Origin of the sequence: Streptomyces sp. NPDC006335, from assembly GCF_040612795.1 — a bacterium.
Classification (GTDB): Bacteria; Actinomycetota; Actinomycetes; order Streptomycetales; family Streptomycetaceae; genus Streptomyces.
This window is the reverse complement of the sequence record NZ_JBEXQX010000020.1, coordinates 52044-72028: the sequence shown is the minus strand read 5'-3', so window position 1 is coordinate 72028 and position 19985 is coordinate 52044. Positions and strand designations below refer to the sequence as shown.

Annotated in this window: 18 protein-coding genes; 8 read left to right on the top strand and 10 right to left on the bottom strand. The window is 72.0% G+C overall.

What is annotated here, in order from left to right; genetic code table 11:
• Positions 1-10: 10 nt before the first annotated feature.
• Positions 11-1648 carry a peptide-N4-asparagine amidase gene (locus tag ABZ098_RS37545; protein ID WP_356598230.1) on the bottom strand — a complete coding sequence of 546 codons (1638 nt, stop codon included), beginning with the start codon at positions 1646-1648 and terminating at the stop codon, positions 11-13.
• Positions 1649-1733: 85 nt separating this feature from the next.
• Complete coding sequence (locus ABZ098_RS37540; protein ID WP_356598229.1) at positions 1734-2111, bottom strand: hypothetical protein; 378 nt, start codon at positions 2109-2111, stop codon at positions 1734-1736.
• 323 nt (positions 2112-2434) lie between these two features.
• Between ABZ098_RS37540 and ABZ098_RS37535 the strand changes: the two genes are divergently transcribed.
• From ABZ098_RS37535 to ABZ098_RS37520, 4 genes are all read left to right on the top strand, one after another.
• Positions 2435-4249 carry an ABC transporter ATP-binding protein gene (locus ABZ098_RS37535; protein ID WP_356598228.1) on the top strand — a complete coding sequence of 605 codons (1815 nt, stop codon included), beginning with the start codon at positions 2435-2437 and terminating at the stop codon, positions 4247-4249.
• Entirely contained in the window at positions 4246-6027 is a 1782-nt protein-coding gene (locus ABZ098_RS37530; RefSeq protein ID WP_356598227.1) for an ABC transporter ATP-binding protein, read from the top strand. The genes ABZ098_RS37535 and ABZ098_RS37530 overlap by 4 nt, the downstream gene beginning before the upstream one ends.
• A 922-nt stretch (positions 6028-6949) precedes the next feature.
• The gene (locus ABZ098_RS37525) at positions 6950-7420 is read left to right on the top strand and encodes a DUF5709 domain-containing protein (protein WP_356598226.1); all 471 of its coding nucleotides are present in this window, start codon (positions 6950-6952) and stop codon (positions 7418-7420) included.
• A gap of 117 nt (positions 7421-7537) precedes the next feature.
• Positions 7538-7795: a type B 50S ribosomal protein L31 gene (locus tag ABZ098_RS37520; RefSeq protein ID WP_356598225.1), complete on the top strand. Its 258-nt coding sequence runs from the start codon at positions 7538-7540 to the stop codon at positions 7793-7795.
• A 47-nt stretch (positions 7796-7842) separates the two neighbouring features.
• Here the strand turns inward: ABZ098_RS37520 and ABZ098_RS37515 are convergent, their stop codons facing one another.
• Positions 7843-8637, bottom strand: coding sequence for a metal-dependent hydrolase (locus tag ABZ098_RS37515; RefSeq protein ID WP_356598224.1), 795 nt, complete (start codon positions 8635-8637; stop codon positions 7843-7845).
• 145 nt (positions 8638-8782) lie between these two features.
• Here ABZ098_RS37515 and ABZ098_RS37510 point away from each other — a divergent pair, with 145 nt between their 5' ends.
• Together ABZ098_RS37510 and ABZ098_RS37505 are read left to right on the top strand one after the other, a co-directional pair.
• Positions 8783-11296 carry a DUF3516 domain-containing protein gene (locus ABZ098_RS37510; protein ID WP_356598223.1) on the top strand — a complete coding sequence of 838 codons (2514 nt, stop codon included), beginning with the start codon at positions 8783-8785 and terminating at the stop codon, positions 11294-11296.
• Between the two features lie 73 nt (positions 11297-11369).
• A complete protein-coding gene (locus ABZ098_RS37505) occupies positions 11370-12236 on the top strand; it encodes an acyl-CoA thioesterase II (RefSeq protein ID WP_356598222.1) in 867 nt (288 codons plus the stop codon).
• Between the two features lies 1 nt (position 12237).
• Here ABZ098_RS37505 and ABZ098_RS37500 read toward each other — a convergent pair whose 3' ends face one another.
• Positions 12238-13119 carry a DUF6397 family protein gene (locus tag ABZ098_RS37500; protein ID WP_356598221.1) on the bottom strand — a complete coding sequence of 294 codons (882 nt, stop codon included), beginning with the start codon at positions 13117-13119 and terminating at the stop codon, positions 12238-12240.
• A 124-nt stretch (positions 13120-13243) separates the two neighbouring features.
• Positions 13244-13657: a roadblock/LC7 domain-containing protein gene (locus tag ABZ098_RS37495; protein ID WP_356598220.1), complete on the bottom strand. Its 414-nt coding sequence runs from the start codon at positions 13655-13657 to the stop codon at positions 13244-13246.
• 93 nt (positions 13658-13750) lie between these two features.
• Here ABZ098_RS37495 and ABZ098_RS37490 point away from each other — a divergent pair, with 93 nt between their 5' ends.
• On the top strand, positions 13751-14179 hold the full coding sequence (locus ABZ098_RS37490; protein WP_356598219.1) for a PPOX class F420-dependent oxidoreductase: 429 nt from the start codon (positions 13751-13753) through the stop codon (positions 14177-14179).
• 44 nt (positions 14180-14223) lie between these two features.
• On the opposite strand, the gene ABZ098_RS37485 is transcribed toward ABZ098_RS37490, so the two are convergent.
• The 5 genes from ABZ098_RS37485 to ABZ098_RS37465 form a co-directional block, all read right to left on the bottom strand.
• On the bottom strand, positions 14224-14829 hold the full coding sequence (locus ABZ098_RS37485) for an ATP/GTP-binding protein (RefSeq protein ID WP_326670907.1): 606 nt from the start codon (positions 14827-14829) through the stop codon (positions 14224-14226).
• A gap of 129 nt (positions 14830-14958) precedes the next feature.
• Positions 14959-15372, bottom strand: a complete 414-nt coding sequence (locus ABZ098_RS37480; RefSeq protein ID WP_356598218.1) for a DUF742 domain-containing protein — start codon at positions 15370-15372, stop codon at positions 14959-14961.
• A 22-nt stretch (positions 15373-15394) separates the two neighbouring features.
• Positions 15395-15838, bottom strand: coding sequence for a roadblock/LC7 domain-containing protein (locus ABZ098_RS37475; RefSeq protein WP_356598355.1), 444 nt, complete (start codon positions 15836-15838; stop codon positions 15395-15397).
• A 26-nt stretch (positions 15839-15864) separates the two neighbouring features.
• A complete protein-coding gene (locus tag ABZ098_RS37470; protein ID WP_356598217.1) occupies positions 15865-18390 on the bottom strand; it encodes a nitrate- and nitrite sensing domain-containing protein in 2526 nt (841 codons plus the stop codon).
• 64 nt (positions 18391-18454) lie between these two features.
• Positions 18455-19228, bottom strand: coding sequence for an MHYT domain-containing protein (locus ABZ098_RS37465; protein WP_356598216.1), 774 nt, complete (start codon positions 19226-19228; stop codon positions 18455-18457).
• Between the two features lie 152 nt (positions 19229-19380).
• Here ABZ098_RS37465 and ABZ098_RS37460 point away from each other — a divergent pair, with 152 nt between their 5' ends.
• Complete coding sequence (locus ABZ098_RS37460) at positions 19381-19980, top strand: methyltransferase domain-containing protein (RefSeq protein ID WP_356598215.1); 600 nt, start codon at positions 19381-19383, stop codon at positions 19978-19980.
• The last annotated feature ends 5 nt before the right edge of the window (positions 19981-19985 follow it).

The window sequence follows — 19985 nt, the reverse complement described above, 5'->3', positions numbered from 1 at the left end:
ACAACCTGCCTCAGCAGCCCTCGCGTTCTTCGGTCAGCACCCCCTGGACGGTGGCGAGGGAGCGGTCGTAGCAGCCGGCCGAACCGCGGATCCGGAAACGCTCGCTGCTCGTACCGACCGCGTGCCGCTGGTCGCGCGGCACGTTGATCGTGTACGTGGCGTCGCCCGTGTAGGTGTCGTCGAGCCGGTACCAGCCGGTGCGGTGGCCCGCCCGGGTCACCGTGACGTCCGCGCGGTCACCGAGGGTCAGCACGGTGCGCAGCCGGTCGCCCGCACCGATGGTGGTCGCGCCGTCCATCGTGTACGTGCGGTGGGTGCGGGCGGTCCTGGCCGGGCCGCGGCCGTCGACGGTGACCGATTCGTCGTCCGTCCAGGTCGCCTTGAGCGCGTCGGGGTTCTCGCCGTCGGCCCAGCGGTGGGTGGAGGTGTTCGCCAGCGAGCGGCGGACGGTGGTCGTGACGCGGCCGTGCGAGGTGTCGACGTACCCGGCGACGGTGAGCCGGTGGTCACCCTCGGTGTCCACACGGTGCTCCGAACCGGGCGTGTACGTCGAGGAGTTGGTGAGGTCGCCGCTCGAGTGCGCGGTGAGCTTCCCGGTGACGTGCGCACGCTTGGCGTCCTGCCAGACGAGGACGTTCACGGGGGTGCTCCAGCCTGCCTGCCCCTCGGGGACACCGACGACCGAGACCTCCACGCGGTGCGGGCGCCCGTCGTTGAGGATCCCGGCGAAGGGGGTCAGGTCGTATTCGATCGGCTTGACGTCGAAGGCGCGGGGGCCCGGCACGACGTACCAGAGGAAGGGGTTGGACCAGCCACCGGTCCACACGGTCGGGAACGGGGCGGCGACACCCGCCAGTCGGCCGTCCACGGTGATCTGCACCTCGCGGTACGGACCGCCGTCGGCCTGACAGGAGTACGGCGCGTTCGACGGCACCGCCAGGTACCAGTACTCCTCGCAGCCGCCGCCCGAGCCGGTGGCGTACACCTCGGCGACGATGCGTTCGCTGTTGCGCGGGGTGGTGAGGGTGCCCTGGTCGAGCGTCAGCACCCGGTCCGGTGCGGGGGCCTCGCGAGCCTCACCTCCCTCGCGTGCCGGGTAGAAGGTGAGCGTCACCTTCACGTCGATGACCCCGGTGTACGTGTCGTCGACGACGTTCCCGATGAGCATCTCGACGGCGTGGTCACCGCGGAAGGTGTCGCTGTAGCGCGTGACGTCCTTCTCCACGGACCACTCGATGCCGTCGGGCGAGGGCTGCGGTGTGGACGTACGGAAGATCTCGACCCCGCCGATGTGCAGATACCCGAGCCGGTCGAACTGCCGCCCCTTGACCTTGCCGTCCATGCGCAGCACGACCTTGCTCCAGCGGTCGCCGCAGCCCTTGGGCGGGGTGTAACCGCCCGAGTACGGCGTGAAGTCCCGGAACTGCGCCTCGGCGACGGTGACTTGGCAGGACGGGCCTGAGGGCCTGGTGACGGGTGGGGCCGCGGTGATCGGGTCGTGCCAGTCGGTGCCGAACTCGGCGGGGACGCCGGTCGGTCGGGCTGGTGGGGAGGGGGCCTGTGCGGACTGGGCGGGTGCCGCTCCGAGCAGCGTGCTCGCCAGGAGGGTCGCTCCGGCAAGCATGGACATGACGATCCGTCTCTTCATGGCCGTGTTCTACGGCGAGTCGGGCGCCTCCCGCAATGACGCCTCCCCCGGCGACCTCAGTCCCTCAGGTCCGCCCTGTCTCCCCTCACCACCACGGGACGCGGGTCGTGCCACTGCCGTGGTCCATGTGCAGCCAGATGCCACCGCCCTCGCCATGACCCCGGGGGCGCGTCCGGTCGTTCGGCGCAGTGCCCTCGACCCGGTTGTGGTCGATGGCGATGACGTGATCGAAGTCGTGCCAGTAGGACCTGGGCTGCCGGCGGGGCCGCCATGGCGGCGGATCGGGTGTACGGCAGCCGGGTTCCGGGGTCGGGCAGCACTCCCTGGCGTCGCTGAGCGTGGACACGTCGACGGGGCTGCGACTGTCGCCCTCGTGGTGCTCGGTGGTCCAGCCCTTCTTGCCGTCGTGCGCGGGCCAGTCGCGGACGCGTTCCCAGCCGGAGCCACGCTTGGCGCGGAGCACGACGGTGGCGTCCGCGCAGTGCCTGGCGCCGCCGTAGACCGCGACGACCTGGCGGGAGGCGGCGGGGACACGACGCTGAAAGGCGGTCGCCGACGCCGGGGACGCGGTCGGCGCGGCCTTCCCAGGGTGATCGGCAGCGCCACCAGGGCCGTCGCCGTCCCCGGACCTGTGCCGCGGTTGCGCGGACGTAGCCGGATCTGTGCGGCGCGGCGGAAAACCTGTTGCCTCCGACCACGCTCTGCCGCGAACCTTTCACGGTTTGCAGCCGCCGTGTGCGGCTCCCTCCCACCCCCCTGACACGAGCCACTGGGACGTCACACGTCATGCAGATCCAAGACCTTCCGTATCCCGACCCGGGAGTGCCGGACGCCCGCTCGGGCTCCCGGTTCCTGTGGTGGCTCTTCAGGAACCAGTTGGGCGGACAGCTCAAGTCACTGGCCTGGGGACTGCTGCACTTCCTCTCCATCTCCGCGCTGCCCCTCTGCGTCGGCGTGGCCGTTCAGGCGGTCGTCGACCGCTCCGGCGGCCGACTCGCCCTCGCGGGCGGCCTGCTGGCGCTGTGCTGCCTCGGCAGCGCGCTCGGCGACACCTTCCTGCACCGCACCGCCGTCACCAACTGGATCACGGCCGCCGCGCGCGTCCAGCAGCTGCTGGCGCACAAGGCCGCCAACCTGGGCTCGGCACTGACCCGGCGGGTCGCGGCCGGCGAGGTCGTGGCCGTCTCCACCGGTGACGTCGAGAAGATCGGCTGGTTCGTGGAGGCCTGGTCACGGTTCACCGCCGCGGCCGTCACCATCGTCGTGGTCTGCGCCGGACTGGTCGTCTACCAGCCGGCGCTCGGCTGGGTGGTCGCCGTGGGCCTGCCCTTCGTGGCCCTCGCGGCACTGCCGCTGCTGCCCCGCGCGACCCGGCGCGCCGACGTCCAGCGCGAGAAGGCCGGCCGCGCCACCGAACTGGCCTCCGACACGGTCGCCGGCCTGCGGGTGCTGCGCGGCATCGGCGGCGAGGACCTCTTCCTCGACCGCTACCGCGAGGCCTCCCAGGAGGTCCGCCACGCGGCCGTGCGCAGCGCCCGGATGTGGTCCCTGATCGCCGCGATCCAGGTGCTGCTGCCGGGGCTGCTGCTGATCGCGGTCGTCTGGTACGGCGTCCATCTGGCCCGGCAGGGCCGCGTCGAGATCGGCGAACTGGTCGCCGTCTACAGCTCGGTGATGATCCTGAGCTATCCGCTGCGGCACTTCGAGGAGATCGCCATGGCGTACTCCTTCTCCCGGCCCTCCGCCACGCGGGCCGCCCGGGTGCTGTCGCTGGAGCGCGCCACGTCCGCCGAGGGTTCGCGCGACATGGAGGAGGTGCCGTCCGGAGACCTGTACGACCCGGCCACCGGGCTGCTCGCCCCCTCCGGCCGGCTCACCGCGGTGGTGTGCGGCGACCCGGACGCGGCGGGGCTGCTGGCCGAGCGCCTCGGCGGGCACCCCTCGGAAGCGGGGACGTCGGTGCGGCTGGGCGGGGTGCCGCTGGACGAACTGCCCCTCGGCTCGGCGCGCACGGCGGTCCTGGTCCAGGACAAGGACCCGGTCCTGCTCTCCGGAACCCTGCGCGAGCTGCTCGACGTGCCCGCGTCGGGCGACGTCGGCGCCGAGGAGGCGCTCGCCGCCGCGCAGTGCGCGGATGTGCTGGCGGCCCTGGTCCAGGGGTCCTTGGGCGTCGAGGACCCGATGGACGCGCGCATCACCGAACGCGGCCGGTCCCTGTCGGGCGGCCAGCGCCAGCGGCTCGCCCTGGCCCGGTCCCTGTTCACCGACCCGGAGGTACTCGTCCTGGACGAACCCACCTCCGCCGTCGACTCGCACACCGAGGCACGGATCGCGCAGGGCGTGCGGGACCTGCGGGCCGGGCGCACGACCGTGGTGTTCACCTCCTCGCCGCTGCTCCTGGACCACGCCGACCGCGTGGTGCTCGTGCACGAGGGCGAGGTCGCGGCGGTCGGCGTGCACCGCGAACTGGTGCGCAAGGAGCCGCGGTACCGGGCGGTCGTCACCCGCGAGACCGACGAGGAGGCCGCGCTGCCGGAACCGGACGCGCTCGAGGAGCAAGACGTACTGCACGCACTGGAAGAGATCGAGGAGAGCGCATGATCGGCGTGGCGCCACCGGCGTACGACCCGGCGGCACCGACGACGGCTACCACCCTGCCCGTCGGGGCCACCGCGACCGTACGCGCCTACGTGGCCGAACTGTTCCAGCGGCACCGCCGCGCCTTCGCGCTCCTCGTCGGCGTCAACACCGTCGCCGTGGTGGCCTCCATGGTCGGGCCGTGGCTCCTCGGCGACCTCGTCGAGCGGGTGTCGGACGGGGCCCGGGAACTCCATCTGGAGCTGACGGCCGGGCTGTTCGTGATCGCTCTGGTCGTCCAGGCCGTGTTCGTACGGCAGGTGCGGCTGCGCGGCTCGATGCTCGGCGAGCGCATGCTGGCCGACCTGCGCGAGGACTTCCTCGTACGGGCCGTCGGCCTGCCGCCGGGCGTCCTGGAGCGGGCCGGGACCGGTGACCTGCTGTCCCGGATCACGACGGACATCGACCGGCTCGGCAACGCGATGCGCGAGGCCGTGCCACAGCTCGCGATCGGCGTGGTGTGGGCGGCCCTGCTCCTCGGCGGACTGGTGATCACCGCGCCGCCCCTGGCCGCCGCCGTGCTGCTCGCCCTGCCCCTGCTGGTGATCGGCTGCCGCTGGTACTTCAAGCGGGCGCCCTCGGCCTACCGCTCGGAAGCCGCCGGATACGCCGCCGTGGCCGCCGCGCTCGCGGAGACCGTGGACGCAGGACGCACCGTCGAGGCGCACCGGCTGAGCGCGCGTCGCATCGAGCTGTCGGAGCGGCGGATCAAGGAGTGGACGGCCTGGGAGCGGTACACGCTGTGGCTGCGGTCGGTGCTCTTCCCGTGCATCAACGTCAGCCACGTGATGATCCTTTCGTCGGTGCTGATGGTCGGCGGGGTGTTCGTGCTCCAGGGCTGGATCGGGGTCGGCCAGTTGACGACGGGCGCCCTGATCGCGCAGATGCTGGTCGACCCGGTCGGGCTGATCCTGCGCTGGTACGACGAGCTGCAGGTGGCCCAGGTGTCCCTGGCCCGGCTGGTCGGGGTCCGGGACATCGAGCCGGCCGGCGGAGACGCCGAACTCGCTCCCGAGGGGCGGGACGTCCACGCCGACCGGGTGCACTTCGGCTATCTCGAGGGCGTGGACGTCCTGCGCAAGGTGTCCCTGGAGGTCGCGCCCGGCACCAGGCTGGCGCTGGTGGGCCCCTCGGGCGCCGGCAAGTCAACCCTGGGCAGGCTGCTGGCCGGCATCTACGCGCCCCGTGACGGCCGGATCACCCTCGGCGGGGCCGAACTGTCCCGGATGCCCGCCGAACGGGTCCGTGAGCACGTGGCCCTCGTCAACCAGGAGCACCACGTCTTCGTGGGCTCCCTGCGCGACAACCTCCTGCTCGCCCGGACGGACGCCACGGACGCCGAGCTCTGGGCGGCCCTCGGCGCGGTCGACGCGGACGGGTGGGCACGCGCGCTCGACGACGGCCTCGACACCGAGGTCGGGTCCGGCGGACTGACCGTCACCCCGGCCCAGGCCCAGCAGGTCGCGCTGGCCCGGCTGGTGCTGGCCGACCCGCACACGCTGGTCCTGGACGAGGCGACGTCGCTGCTGGATCCCCGGGCGGCCCGTCACCTCGAACGCTCCCTGGCCCGCGTCCTCGACGGCCGCACGGTGGTCGCCATCGCCCACCGCCTCCACACCGCCCACGACGCGGACGTCATCGCGGTCGTCGAGAACGGCCGCATCAGCGAACTGGGCAGCCACGAGGAGCTGGTCGCGGCGGACGGGGCGTATGCGGCTTTGTGGAGGTCTTGGCACGGGTGACGGGTAGGGGTGGGCCGGGGGCGGGGCCCTTGCCGCTGGGGCCGGATGCCGAGTGCCGGGGCGCTCGGGGCGCCCGGTGCCGGCGATGTACAGGTGCCGGCGATGTGCGGGCGGCGGCGATGCGCGGGTGCCGCGGACACTCGGATGTCCTGGCGCCCGGTACTGGAGGCCGGGCTGCAGGGGGCAAGGAGCCGGGGTCGCTCGGAGTGCCTGTTGCCGGGTGCCGGGAGGCTCGGGGTCCGGGGATGCGCAGGCTGCCAGGGGCGCCCGGGGTCTCGGGAATGTCCGGGCGTCGAGGGCCTTCCAGCGCCTCTCGCCGGTTGAGGAGGCGCTCGGGGTACCTCGCGCCGGGAGCCAGGGGCCAGCGGTGTCCGCGGTCCCGAGAGGCTCGGGTGCCGGGCGCCGGGGTCTCCGAGGCCCGCTGACGCCGGACGTGCCTGGGTGCGGGGCCTGAGCGTTCTGGGGTGCCACGCGACGCGACGCTGGGGGCGCTCACTCGACCCCGTGCCCGCGCCCTCCAGCAGCCGCACAGCACAGCCCGCCCGTCCCCTCCGGGCACCCCGCCACCCCGGCACCCCGTCCCCTCCGGCACCCCGACACCCCGACACCCCGACACCCGCAGAACCTGCCCCCTCCGCATACCGACGCACCCCCACCCCGCCCCGGCCCGCCTCGCCCCGCCCCGGCCCACAAACCTGATGCAGCCCACCCCGGCCCACCGATCCCCCCGCTCCAGCCAGCGCAGCGACCACGTGGCGTTGCGCAGTCCCGAAAGGGGGTGGAAGGCTGGACAGCAGCACCGGCTCAGGGAGCGCCCGCGGACGGCAGGGTCCTACGGTGGGCGCGGCGAGTGCCCCGTGAGGCCGTGGTCCGCCCCGGACCGCGGCAGGACCGGGTCCGTCCCCTTCACCTGGAGGTACCCGTGGACAGCTCCGACGGATGGGGAGACGACGTCTACCAGCCCGACGGATCCGAGATCCAGGACGACGCGGGTCTGCTCGACGCGGAGGACACCCTGGAGAACGACGGAGTCAGCGATCCCCTCGACCGGGGCTGGTCCCCGCCGGAGAGGCCGTGGGCGGTGGAGCACAGCGGTGTGACGGCCGAGGAGCGCCGACAGGGCGAGACGCTGGACCAGCGGCTCGCCGAGGAGACGCCCGACCTCGCACCGGACGACGGCGACGGCATCGGTGACTGCGACGGCACTGACGGCGAGCTCCTGGACAACGAGGTCGGCGCGATGCGTTCCGGCCGTCTCGTGGCCCCCGACGAAGGGGCTCACGAGGACGAGGAGAGCGCGCTGGTCGCCATGGACGTGGGCATCGACGGTGCCGCCGCGTCCGCGGAGGAGGCCGCGATGCACATCGTCGACGAGGAGTCCCTGCCCGGCTGACCCCCGCGACCGCCCGGCCGTTGCGGACCGCCCACCACCGCAGAGCCCGTGCCGTACCCCCCGTCCCCCGTCCCCGTCCCCGTCCCCGTCCCCGTCCCCGTCCCCCGAGGAGCATCCATGCAGCAGGACAAGCACCCCGACTACCACGAGGTCGTCTTCCGCGACCGCTCCGCCGGCTACGCCTTCCTGACCCGGTCGACCGCCACCAGCGACCAGACCATCGAGTGGGACGACGGCGAGACGTACCCGGTGGTGGACGTGGAGATCTCCTCCGAGAGCCATCCCTTCTACACCGGCAAGGCGCGGACGGTGGACTCGGAAGGACGCGTGGCCGCCTTCGAACGGCGCTACGGAGGCGGGACCGGACAGGGCTGACGGGGTCAGGGCTGACGGGGGACCCCTGCGCCCCGGCCCCGGACGAATCAGATGAAGTTGAGGGCCGCCGCGCAGCCCACTCCCCCGAGCAGCATGAACGCCGGCATGAGCACCTTCAGCTCGACCCAGCTCCCGGCCCGGAAGCGCATGACCTTCGGCGGGCCGATCGGGTACCAGCGCTTGCGGCCCACCGGGATCGGCCACAGGATCGGGCAGCCGGAGACCGTCAGCGCGTCCCCGATGTCGTGCACGAGCGCGCCCAGCACGACCGGCAGCCCCAGCCACAGGTACTCCTGGCCCGGCTGCGTGAACAGCCAGTTGGAACCGTTGCCCGGCTTGTCCAGGACGCCCGCGATGATCCACGCGCTGGTCGCGGCGAGCAGCCAGACCAGGACGTCCGCGCTGGAGCCCCGGGTCGCCCGCCACAGCAGGCCCTCGATGGCCAGCACCATGTGCACGAACAGGATCGCCAGCACCGCCCAGCGGCCACCGGTGATCGCCGCGACCGAGCAGCCAGCGCCGATCAGCACCGCCCACAGCCAGGTGTGCGTGAGCGTGCGGTGCCCACCGGAGCGACGCGGGTCCCCCTGCTTCCTGGTGGCCTTGTAGACGGCGTACGAGAGCTTGTCGACGATCTCGCACAGGGCCCACGAGATCGGCCCGAAGGCCCGTGAGATCGTGGCCGCCTTGTGGTCGAGGTCGGGAGCGAGTGCGGCCCCCGCGCAGATCAGGGCCCCCGCCAGCAGCACGGGCCACGGCATGGTGTGCCCCGTGGCGGCGGCCGCCGCTCCTACGCCCAGCCAGGCCGCGGCGCCCGACAGTGAGTGTGCTGGTCCCATCATCGGCGTTGCCCGCCCCATTCCTCGTGTGCCACCGTCCAGTTGACCGGCTGCGCTGACGCTCCGTCGGCGACACAGCGTACTGGTCGTGATCTTCGGACTCCCATCCGATTCCCCCCTCGGGCATCCGGGCAGGCAAGATGGGTGGGTGACCCTCATCGATCAGCTCCCGCCGACCGCCGACCCCGACGCCCTCTACGAAGCCTTCGAGTCGTGGGCCGAGGAGCGGGGCCTGACGCTCTACCCCCATCAGGAGGAGGCGCTGATCGAGGTGGTGTCCGGCGCGAACGTGATCGTGTCGACGCCCACCGGCTCCGGCAAGAGCATGATCGCGGCGGGCGCGCACTTCGCCGCCCTCGCCCGTGACGAGGTCACCTTCTACACCGCCCCCATCAAGGCGCTCGTGTCGGAGAAGTTCTTCGAGCTGTGCAAGATGTTCGGCACGGAGAACGTCGGCATGCTGACCGGCGACGCCTCCGTCAACGCCGACGCCCCCGTCATCTGCTGCACCGCCGAGGTGCTGGCGTCGATCGCGCTGCGCGACGGCAGGAACGCGGACGTCGGCCAGGTCGTCATGGACGAGTTCCACTTCTACGCCGAGGCAGACCGCGGCTGGGCCTGGCAGATCCCGATCCTGGAGCTGCCGCAGGCGCAGTTCGTCCTGATGTCGGCCACGCTCGGCGATGTCGCGATGTTCGAGAAGGACCTGACCCGGCGCACCGGCCGGCCGACGTCGGTGGTCCGCTCGGCGACCCGCCCCGTCCCCCTCTCCTACGAGTACAAGTTCACCCCGCTCACCGAGACGCTGACGGAGCTCCTGGAGACCAAGCAGGCGCCGGTGTACATCGTGCACTTCACGCAGGCGCAGGCCGTGGAGCGGGCGCAGGCGCTGATGAGCATCAACATGTGCACGCGCGAGGAGAAGGACCAGATCGCCGACCTGATCGGCAACTTCCGCTTCACCACCAAGTTCGGCCGCAACCTCTCCCGTTACGTCCGGCACGGCATCGGCGTCCATCACGCCGGCATGCTGCCCAAGTACCGGCGGCTGGTGGAGAAACTCGCGCAGGCCGGTCTGCTGAAGGTCATCTGCGGCACCGACACCCTCGGCGTCGGTGTCAACGTGCCCATTCGCACGGTGCTGTTCACGGCGCTCACCAAGTACGACGGCAACCGCGTCCGTACCCTGCGCGCCCGCGAGTTCCACCAGATCGCCGGTCGCGCGGGCCGGGCCGGCTACGACACGGCGGGCTTCGTCGTCGCCCAGGCTCCCGAGCACGTCATCGAGAACGAGAAGGCGCTCGCCAAGGCGGGCGACGACCCGAAGAAGCGCCGCAAGGTCGTCCGCAAGAAGGCGCCCGAGGGGTTCGTCGCCTGGTCGGAGAACACCTTCGAGAAGCTGATCGCCTCCGAGCCGGAGCCGCTGACGTCCCGCTTCCGGGTCACGCACACGATGCTGCTGTCGGTGATCGCCCGTCCCGGCAACGCGTTCGCGGCGATGCGGCACCTCCTGGAGGACAACCACGAGCCGCGCAAGCAGCAGCTCAAGCACATCCGGCGGGCGATCGCCATCTACCGCTCGCTGCTGGACGGCGGCATCGTCGAGAAGCTCGACGAGCCCGACGCCGCCGGACGCATCGTCCGGCTCACCGTGGACCTCCAGCAGGACTTCGCGCTCAACCAGCCGCTGTCCACGTTCGCGCTCGCCGCGTTCGAGCTGCTCGACCCCGAATCGCCGTCCTACGCGCTGGACATGGTGTCCGTCGTGGAGTCCACCCTGGACGACCCCCGGCAGATCCTCGTCGCCCAGCTCAACAAGGCCAAGGGCGAGGCCGTGGCCGCGATGAAGGCGGACGGCGTCGAGTACGAGGAGCGCATGGAGCGCCTGCAGGACATCACGTACCCGAAGCCCCTGGAGGAGCTGCTCTTCCACGCGTACGACACCTACCGCAAGAGCCACCCCTGGGTCGGCGACCACCCGCTCTCCCCGAAGTCCGTCATCCGCGACATGTACGAGCGGGCGCTGACCTTCACCGAGTTGGTCTCCCTCTACGACCTCGCCCGCACCGAGGGCATCGTCCTGCGCTACCTCGCGAGTGCCTACAAGGCGCTCGACCACAACATCCCCGACGACCTCAAGTCCGAGGATCTCCAGGATCTGATCGAGTGGCTCGGCGAGACGGTCCGCCAGGTCGACTCCAGCCTGCTGGACGAGTGGGAGCAGCTCGCCAACCCGGAGGAGATGACCGCCGAGGAGGCCCAGGAGAAGGCCGACGAGGTCAAGCCCGTCACCGCCAACGCGCGCGCCTTCCGGGTCCTGGTCCGCAACGCCATGTTCCGCCGCGTCGAGCTCGCCGCCCTGGACCAGGTCGAGGAACTCGGCGAGATGGACGGCGAGGCCGGCTGGGACGCCGACGCGTGGGGCGAGGCGATGGACAAGTACTGGGACGAGTACGAGGACCTCGGCACCGGTCCCGACGCCCGCGGTCCCAAGCTGCTGCGGATCGAGGAGGAGCCGCAGAACCGGTTGTGGCGCGTCCGGCAGACCTTCGCCGACCCGAACGGCGACCACGACTGGGGCATCAGCGCCGAGATCGACCTCACCGCCTCCGACGCGGAGGGCCGCGCGGTCGTCCGCGTCACCGATGTCGGGCAACTGTGAAGGACAGGCCGGTTGAGACCCACAGGCCTGTTGTGAGCCCCGGGTCAGTTGTGAGCCAAGGAGAATCCCACCCATGACGAACCCGGCCGAGAGGCTCGTCGACCTGCTCGACCTGGAGCAGATCGAGGTCAACATCTTCCGTGGCCGAAGCCCGCACGAGTCCCTCCAGCGGGTCTTCGGCGGCCAGGTGGCGGGCCAGGCGCTGGTCGCCGCCGCCCGGACCACGGACGGCGAGCGCCCGGTGCACTCGTTGCACGCGTACTTCCTGCGCCCCGGCCGGCCCGGCGTACCGATCGTGTACCAGGTCGAGCGGGTGCGGGACGGACGGTCGTTCACGACGCGCCGGGTCACCGCCGTGCAGCAGGGCCGCACGATCTTCAATCTCACCGCCTCCTTTCACAAGCCTGAGGAAGGTCCCTTCGAGCACCAGCTGCCTCCCGCCCGCAAGGTCCCGGACCCGGAGTCCCTGCCGACGGTCGGCGACGAGATCCGGGAGCATCTGGGCGAACTGCCGGAGCAGTTGGAGCGGATGGCGCGCCGCCAGCCCTTCGACATCCGGTACGTGGACCGGCTGCGCTGGAGCGCCGAGGAGGTCAAGGACGCCGAGCCGCGCAGCGCGGTGTGGATGCGCGCGGTCGGGCCGCTCGGGGACGACCCGGTCGTGCACACCTGCGCGCTGACCTACGCGAGCGACATGACTCTCCTGGACGCCGTCCGCCTCCCGGTCCAGCCCCTGTGGGGCCCGCGGAGCTTCGACATCGCGTCGTTGGACCACGCCATGTGGTTCCACCGGCCGTTCCGCACGGACGAGTGGTTCCTGTACGACCAGGAGTCGCCGATCGCGACGGGTGGACGCGGGCTCGCCCGTGGCCGGATCTACGACCGGGAAGGGCGGCTGCTGGTGTCGGTCGTCCAGGAGGGGCTGTTCCGGCCGCTGTAGGTCAGGCGCTTCTACGGCGGAGCCAGCCCAGCAGCCCGCGGGACGGTTCCCGGGGTGCCGGCTCCGCCGCCGGCAGGGCGGAAGGTGTCTGCCGGATCGCGGGGCGTGGCGCGGGCCGGAACCGTCGCGCGTCCTCGAGGACACGGGCCAGTTCGGCCCTCAGCCATGCGATCTCGGCCGGATCGTCCGCCGTCATGATCTTCCCGATGAGGTGGGCGGCGGGTGAGCCCTGCGCGCTGTGCGCGGGTGGTCCCGGCCGGAAGCGGCCCAGGTGGGACCGCTCGTAGGGGTCGGGGACGAGCTGTGCGATCTGGACGGGGTCGAGGAACGCGGCGAGGGCTCCGGCGCTCTCCCAGGGGTCTTCGGCCAGACGCAGGAGGAACCCGCGGTGGCGTCCGCGCCAGTTGCGTGCGCGCAGGTCCACGCCCTCGTCCAGCATGTCCCGCAAGCCCTCGGGCATACGCCGTGCGGTCAGCAGCGGGGTGTTCTCCTCGACCGCCGTGAACTCCTCGAGTTCGTCGGCCAGATACAGCCAGACGACGGCCCGGTACCGGTTCAGGTAGAAGCGCACCGGTGAGAAGAGGCCGAGGCGCGCCAGGCGGGTGAACCTGCCGACGGGGATGTCCATGACCTTGGCGCCCTCGGTGGTGCCTACGAGCCGTACGCGTTGGCGCAGTGAGTCGGGAAAGCCGTCCGTGGCCCGCAGCCGGTCGACCTCGGAATGTGTGACGCGTCGGCCCCCGCCCCCTTCGTCGGGTACCGTCCGGATCTGGCCGAGATGGACCGCGAGGTCGAACTCGCTTCGCTTGAGGCCCAGTTCCCGGGCGGCGCGGCTGGAGGTGTAGCCGTGTCGCTGGAGTTGGGTGAGGGTACTGCTCGCCATGATCGGTCCCCCGTGGAGTCTGTCGCTCACGCTGTGTGCGCTCGCCGTGACAGAAACCGTAGCCGGTGGGGCGAGATGCGTGGCGAGCCTGTGGATAACTCCAACGGGCTGAAGAACGCGCAGGTCAGAGGTCCGTCGCCGGGCTCCGCTCGGGTCGGCGGGCGTCCACGTCGAGGTGCTCGCCGACCCGGTTGACGAGCAGCGTCATCTCGTAGGCGATCCGGCCGATGTCGGCGTCGGAGCCGCTGAGCACGCACAGACAGCTACCGGTGCCCGCCGCGGTGACGAACAGCACCGCGTCGTCGAACTCGATCATCGTCTGCCGTACCTGGCCCGCGCCGAAGTGGCGCCCCGAGCCCTTGGCCAGGCTGTGCAGTCCGGACGAGACGGCCGCGAGATGGTCCGCGTCCTCGCGGCGCAGTCCCGTGCTGGCGCCCGTCACCAGTCCGTCGTTGGACAGCACCAGCGCGTGCCGCACATGGTCGACGCGCTCGGTCAGATCGTCCAGCAGCCAGCCGAGCCCCTGCTTCTGCGGCATGTGTCCCGTCTCCCCGTGTGACGTCTCCCCCTGCCCGGAGGATCTCCCGCAAGCCTTCCCCACGACCGTCAACGGGGCAAGGAGAATGGGGACATGGCACAGAAGATGACCGATGAGCAATGGCGGGCGTTCGTCTCGCACGGCACCCGCACCGGCAAGTTGTCGACCGTCAGGGCCGACGGCAGTCCGCATGTGGCCCCGATCTGGTTCGTGCTCGACGGTGACGACCTGGTGTTCAACACCGGCAAGGCGACCGTGAAGGGGCGCAACCTGGCGCGGGACGGACGGGTCGCCCTGTGTGTGGACGACGACCGGCCGCCCTTCGCCTATGTGGTGCTGCAGGGCCGGGCGCGGATATCGGAGGATCTCGACGAGGTCCGGCACTGGGCCGGGCGGATCGGGGCGCGGTACATGGGCGAGGAACGGGCCGAGGAATTCGGCGCCCGCAACGGCGTGCCGGGGGAACTCCTCGTCCGCGTGAAGATCGACAAGGTGCTGGCGGAGAAAGGGCTCGCGGACTGAGACCGTCGCGGAGTGACGTGCCGGTGGGCCGCCCCCGCCCGTGGTCAGCCCACCGAGTCGAGCAGCCGGGCGGTGTGCATCCGCCCGGCGTACTCGACCAGCCGGATCAGCACCTCCTTGCCCGAGTCGCGGTCCCGTGCGTCGCACAGCACCACGGGTGTGCCCTGGTCGAGGTCGAGGGCGCGCGAGACGTCGTGGGCGCCGTAGGTCCGGGCCCCGGCGAAGCAGTTGACGGCCACCACGAACGGGATGTGCCGGTGCTCGAAGTAGTCCACGGCCGGGAAGCAGTCCTCCAGGCGCCGGGTGTCCGCGAGGACGACGGCACCCAGCGCCCCTTGTGACAACTCGTCCCACAGGAACCAGAAGCGGTCCTGGCCCGGAGTGCCGAAGAGGTAGAGGGACAGGCCGGAGCGGATGGTGATCCGCCCGAAGTCCATGGCGACCGTGGTGGTCACCTTCTGGTCCACACCGTCGGTGTCGTCCACCAACTGGCCCGCCTCGCTGAGCAGTTCCTCCGTGCGCAGCGGCCTGATCTCGCTGACCGCGCCCACCAGGGTGGTCTTTCCCACGCCGAACCCGCCGGCGACCAGTATCTTCAGCGCGAGGGCGGTCGTCTCGCCGCCCTGGGCGTCGGAGTTCTCGGAGACCATCGATCACTTCTCTCGGGAGGGCCGGCGACGGGCGGCGACATCGGTACGGGGTCGCGAAGGCAGCATCATGACAACTGGAGTTCCCCTTCGGGGAGTTGGACCGCTTATTGCCCGGTTCTGAACGTTCATCTACAGCGCCCGCAGCCCTTCGATCACCTCGCGCAGAATCCGTTCGTCGGGCAGCTGCGCCGGCGGTACCGGGCGGCTGACGGTGACGCAGCCGAGTTCCAGGAGGTCCCCCAGGAGCACCCTGACCACGCCCACGGGCAGGTCGGCGCCCGCGGACAGTTCGGCCACCGACTGGGTCTCCGTGCGGCACAGGTCGACCAGGGTCCGGTGTTCGGGCCCGAGCGCCGTGTCGTCTCCGGCCCCGGGGGCGCAGGCGTCGAGGGTGACGAGGGCGATCAGGTCGAACCGCACTCCGGTGGGGCCGGGTTTGGTGCGGCCGCCCGTCATCGCGTAGGGGCGGACGAGGGGTCCGGCCTCGCCGTCGTACCACTGGCTTCCCTGTTCGTAGGGGACGCCCGCCATGTCCTCGGTCATCCGATCCGACCGCCCTTCTGTCTCATCCGGCGGCGGGTGGTCGCGCGCCCACGCGCGGCGGCGTGTAGAGGTGCTCGCCGACCCGCTTGACCAGCCGTGCCATCTCGTAGGCGACCAGGCCTATGTCCGCGGTCACCGCGGTGAGGACGGCGAGACAGGAGCCGTCTCCCGCGGCGGCCACGAACAGGAAGCCGTCGTCCATCTCGACCATGGTCTGGCGCACTCCCCCGGCGCCGAAGTGCCGGCCCGCGCCCTTGGCCAGACTGTGGAATCCGGAGGAGACCGCGGCGAGGTGTTCCGCGTCCTCACGGCGCAGATCCGTCGAGGCGCCCACGGCGAGGCCGTCGTTGGAGAGGACCACGGCATGGCGTACCTCGCTCACGCGCAGCACCAGGTCGTCCAGCAGCCAGTCGAGTTCGCCGGACCGCCCCCACTCCCGGCTTCCCTCGCGCGGGGGGACCCCCATGTCGGCCCTCATGCTCGGGTCCTGGATCATCCTCGGTCTCCTTCGCTGCTGTCTCTGCCCGCTGGGGAATCTGGGGTGGCACCGCGGCCGGGCTGCCGGCCGCCGCCGCGCGCCCAGCCGTCCCGGTACGCCGCCATACGGTCCCGGACGACTTCGGGTGTACGGCCGTCGTCGTCCCGGCGGGCGGCTGCCGGGGCCGGCCCCTCGGAGCGCTGCTCGCGCAACTGGGGAGCGAGGCTGGCCTGCCGTACCCGGCGCGGAAGGTCCTCGGACTCCTCCGGTTCCTCGGGGGGCCGGTGCAGACGCAGGGCGGTGACTCCGGAGGGCGGTGTGTCGGACGTTCCCCGGTCTGCCGCGGCCATCAGGGGGGACACCAGGGCCGGCCGCTCGGCCGGGGCGGGGACGGACTCCTGGTCGCGTTCGGAGGCCGCCACGCGCGCGTACTCGCGTTCGGTGGGCCGTCCCCGGTCGGCGGCCGTGGCGGGGGAACGTTCCGCCGCCTTGATGTGCAGCAGCGCCGTGGGCAGCAGGACGACCGCGGTGGTGCCGCCGTAGGGCGAGGTGCGCAGGTGCACCTTGATGCCGTGCCGGGCCGCGAGCCTGCTGACCACGAACAGGCCGAGCCGGTCGCTGTCGAACAGGTCGAGTGCCTCGGACTGCTCGATGCGGCGGTTGGCCTCCGCGAGGGTCTCCTTGCCCATGCCCAGACCGCGGTCCTCGACCTCGACGGCGTAACCGTTGCCGACGGGTTCGCCGGTGACGCGCACGCGCGTGTGGGGCGGTGAGAACTGGGCGGCGTTCTCGATGATCTCGGCCAGCAGGTGGGTGAGGTCGGCGACCGCCGCGCCGACGACGGACGCGTCGGGCAGTTGACGCACCTCCACGCGCGCGTAGTCCTCCACCTCGGAGACGGCCGCCCTGACCACGTTGGTCAGCGAGACCGGCATGCGCCAGGCGCGGCCGGGTGCCGCTCCGGAGAGGATGATCAGGCTCTCCGCGTGGCGGCGCATGCGGGTGGTGAGGTGGTCGAGCCGGAAGAGGTCGCTCAGCTCGTTCGGGTCGTCGGAGCGGCGTTCCATGCTGTCGAGCAGGCTGAGCTGGCGGTGGACGAGGATCTGGCTGCGCCGGGCCAGGTTGACGAAGACACCGGAGATGCCGCTGGCGAGTTCGGCGCGCTCCACCGCGGCCCGCAGCGCGGCGCGGTGCACGGTGGCCAGGGCCTCGGCGACCTGGCCTGCCTCGTCCTCCGCGGGCGGTCCGGGCGGGGCCTCGGAGCGGATGTCGATCTCGTCGCCGGCGCGCAACCTGCCCATGGCCTCCGGGAGTTTGCGGCGGGCGATCTCCAGGGCGCTGTTGCGCAGGCTCACCAGCTCGACGACGAGGCCGCGTCCGATGCGCACGGAGATGACGAGCGACGCGGCGACGGCGATCAGGCCGAGCAGGACGGCGGCCCCGGCCGGGGTGAGCAGTCCCCTGGTGAACGGGTCGGCGCGGTGGGCGACGCCGCTTCCCGCGGTCTGTTCGACGGCCCGCATGCCGTCCCGCACACGCGTGTGCGCCGTCTGCCAGGTGGCCTCCGGCGTCGACTGCACGGCGCGCACGCCGGGGGCGGTGGCAAGTACCCGGTCCTCTGCGGCGGTCACGGTGGCGTAGGCGCCGCTGCCGGCGACCTTCTGCCAGGCGGCCCGGTCGGATCCGCGCAGGTCTGTCACGGCGCCCTCGGTGAGGGCCCGGCGGGTGTCGACGGCACCGGTGAACAGCCGCAGCCGCTCTCCGGCCAGGACGCCCGCAAGGCGTGCGCTGGACAGTACGACGTCCTCCTGGGCCAGCGACTCGCCCGCGCGGGAGAACTCCAGCAGCACGCGCGCGTCGGAGCCGAGTTCCGCGTCCTGGATGCCGGTGAGGGCACCGCCCACCGCGAAGGCGCCGGCGATGGTCCTGGTGTAGCGGCCGTACGTCTCGTCCCATCCGGCGCTGCGGTCCAGCACGGCGGCGCGCACGGAGCGCAGTTGTTCCGCGCCGGTCACGAAGGCTTCGAGCCGCCGGGCGACTCCGGCGGGCAGTTCCTCGCCGTCGGCGACGGTGTTGTCGTCGCCGAGCCGCAGTCGTGCCACCGCCCGGTCGGTGCGCCCGGCGAGCTTGCGCAGGTCGTCGCTCTGCTCGGCGGACGGGTCGGTGGCGTAGCGGACGGCGGCGGCACGCTCCGCCTGGAGGGCGGTCACGGCGGCGGCGACGGGAGAGCGGACGGCGTCGTCCACGCGCTGCAACTGCCGCAGCCGGGACACGTCCTGGGCGGTGCTGACGGTGGCGTACGCCCACAGCGCGAGCAGTGAGACCACGGGCACCATGAGCAGGCAGACGATCTTGGCGCGGACCGTGCGGGGGCGTATCCGCCAGTGTCCCGCGCGCGCGGGTATGTCCTCGGCCAGCGGACCCACGGGGTCGTCCGGGATTTCGTCGGCCGGTGGTCCGGCATGTGCCCGGCGCCCGCGCGCGGGTGTCCGGTGCGGCGTCTCGGCGCCGGCTATGGGGGTCCTACGCGGTGTACGCATGGCCTCCTCGCTCGGGAGTGGTTCGGGGGCGTGTCGTCGAGCCCGCCGGGGCCCGGATCCGCCGCTAGGAGGGGACGCTCTCGACCGTGCGCTGCGCGGAGGCGGATGCCTCGCGCTCGCCTGAAGTGGGTGACAGCGCGACGAAGGCCGAGGTCAGGAACAGGTAGGAGCCGAGTCCGACGGCGAGCGGGAAGATGAACTGCATCGCCGTGGCCCCGGGCAGCACGTCACCGGAGGGTGAGACCCGCACGCTCACCGCGAACATCCCGGTGTAGTGCATGCTGCTGACCGCGGCGCCCATGATCAGGGAGGCGATGGTGACGGCGACGGGCGACTTGATGTTGAGCGCCGCCCACAGCGCCGCCGTCGCCGCGACCACGGCGATGAGGACGGAGAGTCCGACGAGCACCGGGTCGTAGTGGACGCCGCCGTGCAGCCGTACGGCCGCCATGCCCAGGTAGTGCATGCTCGCCACGCCCAGGCCGGTGGTGAGCCCGCCCAGGAAGAGCGCGCGGACCCGGTCGCGGCTGTAGCCGACCGCGAAGACGCCGGCGGAGACGACGACCATGGCGACGAGGAGGCTCGCGATGGTCAGGGGTACGTCGTAGCGGATGTCGGTGCCGCTGACGCTGAAGCCGAGCATGGCCACGAAGTGCATGGTCCAGATGCCCGTCCCGATGGCCGAGGCCGCGGTGATCAGCCAGTTGCGGCGCGAACGTCCGGTGGCTCCGAGGGCGCGCACGGTGCAGCGCAGGCCGAGCGCGGCGCCGATGCAGGCCATGACGTACGACAGTGTGGGCGTCAGCCAGCCCAGGGCTGCGTGGTCCAGGTGTCCCATGGCCAAGGGACGCTAGTCGGGGCAGGGGCGCACAAAGAGGGCGCATTTCGAAAGGTGTTGCAATATGGCGCAGAGTTGCGTCGGAACGATCGCATCACGCTCAAACATGTGCGCCGGGGCTTCATCCGTGTCGGTGAGGGATCATGCGGAACATGAGCGACGACCACACACACGTTCAGGAGTTCTTCTCGGCCCGCGCCGCCGACTGGGACAGCCGGTTCCCGGACGACGGTCCGGCCTATGCCGCCGCGGTCGCGGAGCTCGGGGTGCGCGAGGGCGATCGAGTGCTCGACGCGGGCTGCGGCACCGGACGGGCCCTGCCGCCGCTGCGGGCGGCCGTGGGGCCCTCCGGAGTGGTCGTGGGCGCGGATCTGACCCCTGCCATGTTGGAGGCCGCCGTACGGGCAGGCAGAGGCCGGGACGGACGACTGCTGCTCGCCGACGTGGCCGCCCTGCCGCTCCGCTCCCGCTCGCTCGACGCCGTCTTCGGAGCGGGTCTGATCTCCCATCTGCCCGACCCGGCCGAGAACCTGCGCGAGTTGGCCCGGGTGGTGCGATCCGGAGGCGTCCTGGCCCTGTTCCATCCGATCGGCAGGGCGGCGCTCGCCGCGCGCCGGGGACGGCGGATCACCCCGGACGACCTGCGGGCCGAGCCCAACCTCCGTCCTCTGCTGGCCGGTTCGGGCTGGCGCATGACGTCGTACGTCGACGAGGACGACCGCTTCCTGGCCCTGGCCGTCCGCGAGGACTGAACGCG

What these genes read in the sequence shown, in the direction of transcription:
- ABZ098_RS37545 (WP_356598230.1), bottom strand. Translation starts at nt 1,648, where the DNA reads ATGAAGAGACGGATCGTCATGTCCATGCTTGCCGGAGCGACCCTCCTG.
- ABZ098_RS37535 (WP_356598228.1), top strand. Translation starts at nt 2,435, where the DNA reads ATGCAGATCCAAGACCTTCCGTATCCCGACCCGGGAGTGCCGGACGCC.
- ABZ098_RS37530 (WP_356598227.1), top strand. Translation starts at nt 4,246, where the DNA reads ATGATCGGCGTGGCGCCACCGGCGTACGACCCGGCGGCACCGACGACG.
- ABZ098_RS37520 (WP_356598225.1), top strand. Translation starts at nt 7,538, where the DNA reads ATGCAGCAGGACAAGCACCCCGACTACCACGAGGTCGTCTTCCGCGAC.
- ABZ098_RS37515 (WP_356598224.1), bottom strand. Translation starts at nt 8,637, where the DNA reads ATGATGGGACCAGCACACTCACTGTCGGGCGCCGCGGCCTGGCTGGGC.
- ABZ098_RS37505 (WP_356598222.1), top strand. Translation starts at nt 11,370, where the DNA reads ATGACGAACCCGGCCGAGAGGCTCGTCGACCTGCTCGACCTGGAGCAG.
- ABZ098_RS37500 (WP_356598221.1), bottom strand. Translation starts at nt 13,119, where the DNA reads ATGGCGAGCAGTACCCTCACCCAACTCCAGCGACACGGCTACACCTCC.
- ABZ098_RS37495 (WP_356598220.1), bottom strand. Translation starts at nt 13,657, where the DNA reads ATGCCGCAGAAGCAGGGGCTCGGCTGGCTGCTGGACGATCTGACCGAG.
- ABZ098_RS37490 (WP_356598219.1), top strand. Translation starts at nt 13,751, where the DNA reads ATGGCACAGAAGATGACCGATGAGCAATGGCGGGCGTTCGTCTCGCAC.
- ABZ098_RS37485 (WP_326670907.1), bottom strand. Translation starts at nt 14,829, where the DNA reads ATGGTCTCCGAGAACTCCGACGCCCAGGGCGGCGAGACGACCGCCCTC.
- ABZ098_RS37480 (WP_356598218.1), bottom strand. Translation starts at nt 15,372, where the DNA reads ATGACCGAGGACATGGCGGGCGTCCCCTACGAACAGGGAAGCCAGTGG.
- ABZ098_RS37475 (WP_356598355.1), bottom strand. Translation starts at nt 15,838, where the DNA reads ATGGGGGTCCCCCCGCGCGAGGGAAGCCGGGAGTGGGGGCGGTCCGGC.
- ABZ098_RS37470 (WP_356598217.1), bottom strand. Translation starts at nt 18,390, where the DNA reads ATGCGTACACCGCGTAGGACCCCCATAGCCGGCGCCGAGACGCCGCAC.
- ABZ098_RS37465 (WP_356598216.1), bottom strand. Translation starts at nt 19,228, where the DNA reads ATGGGACACCTGGACCACGCAGCCCTGGGCTGGCTGACGCCCACACTG.
- ABZ098_RS37460 (WP_356598215.1), top strand. Translation starts at nt 19,381, where the DNA reads ATGAGCGACGACCACACACACGTTCAGGAGTTCTTCTCGGCCCGCGCC.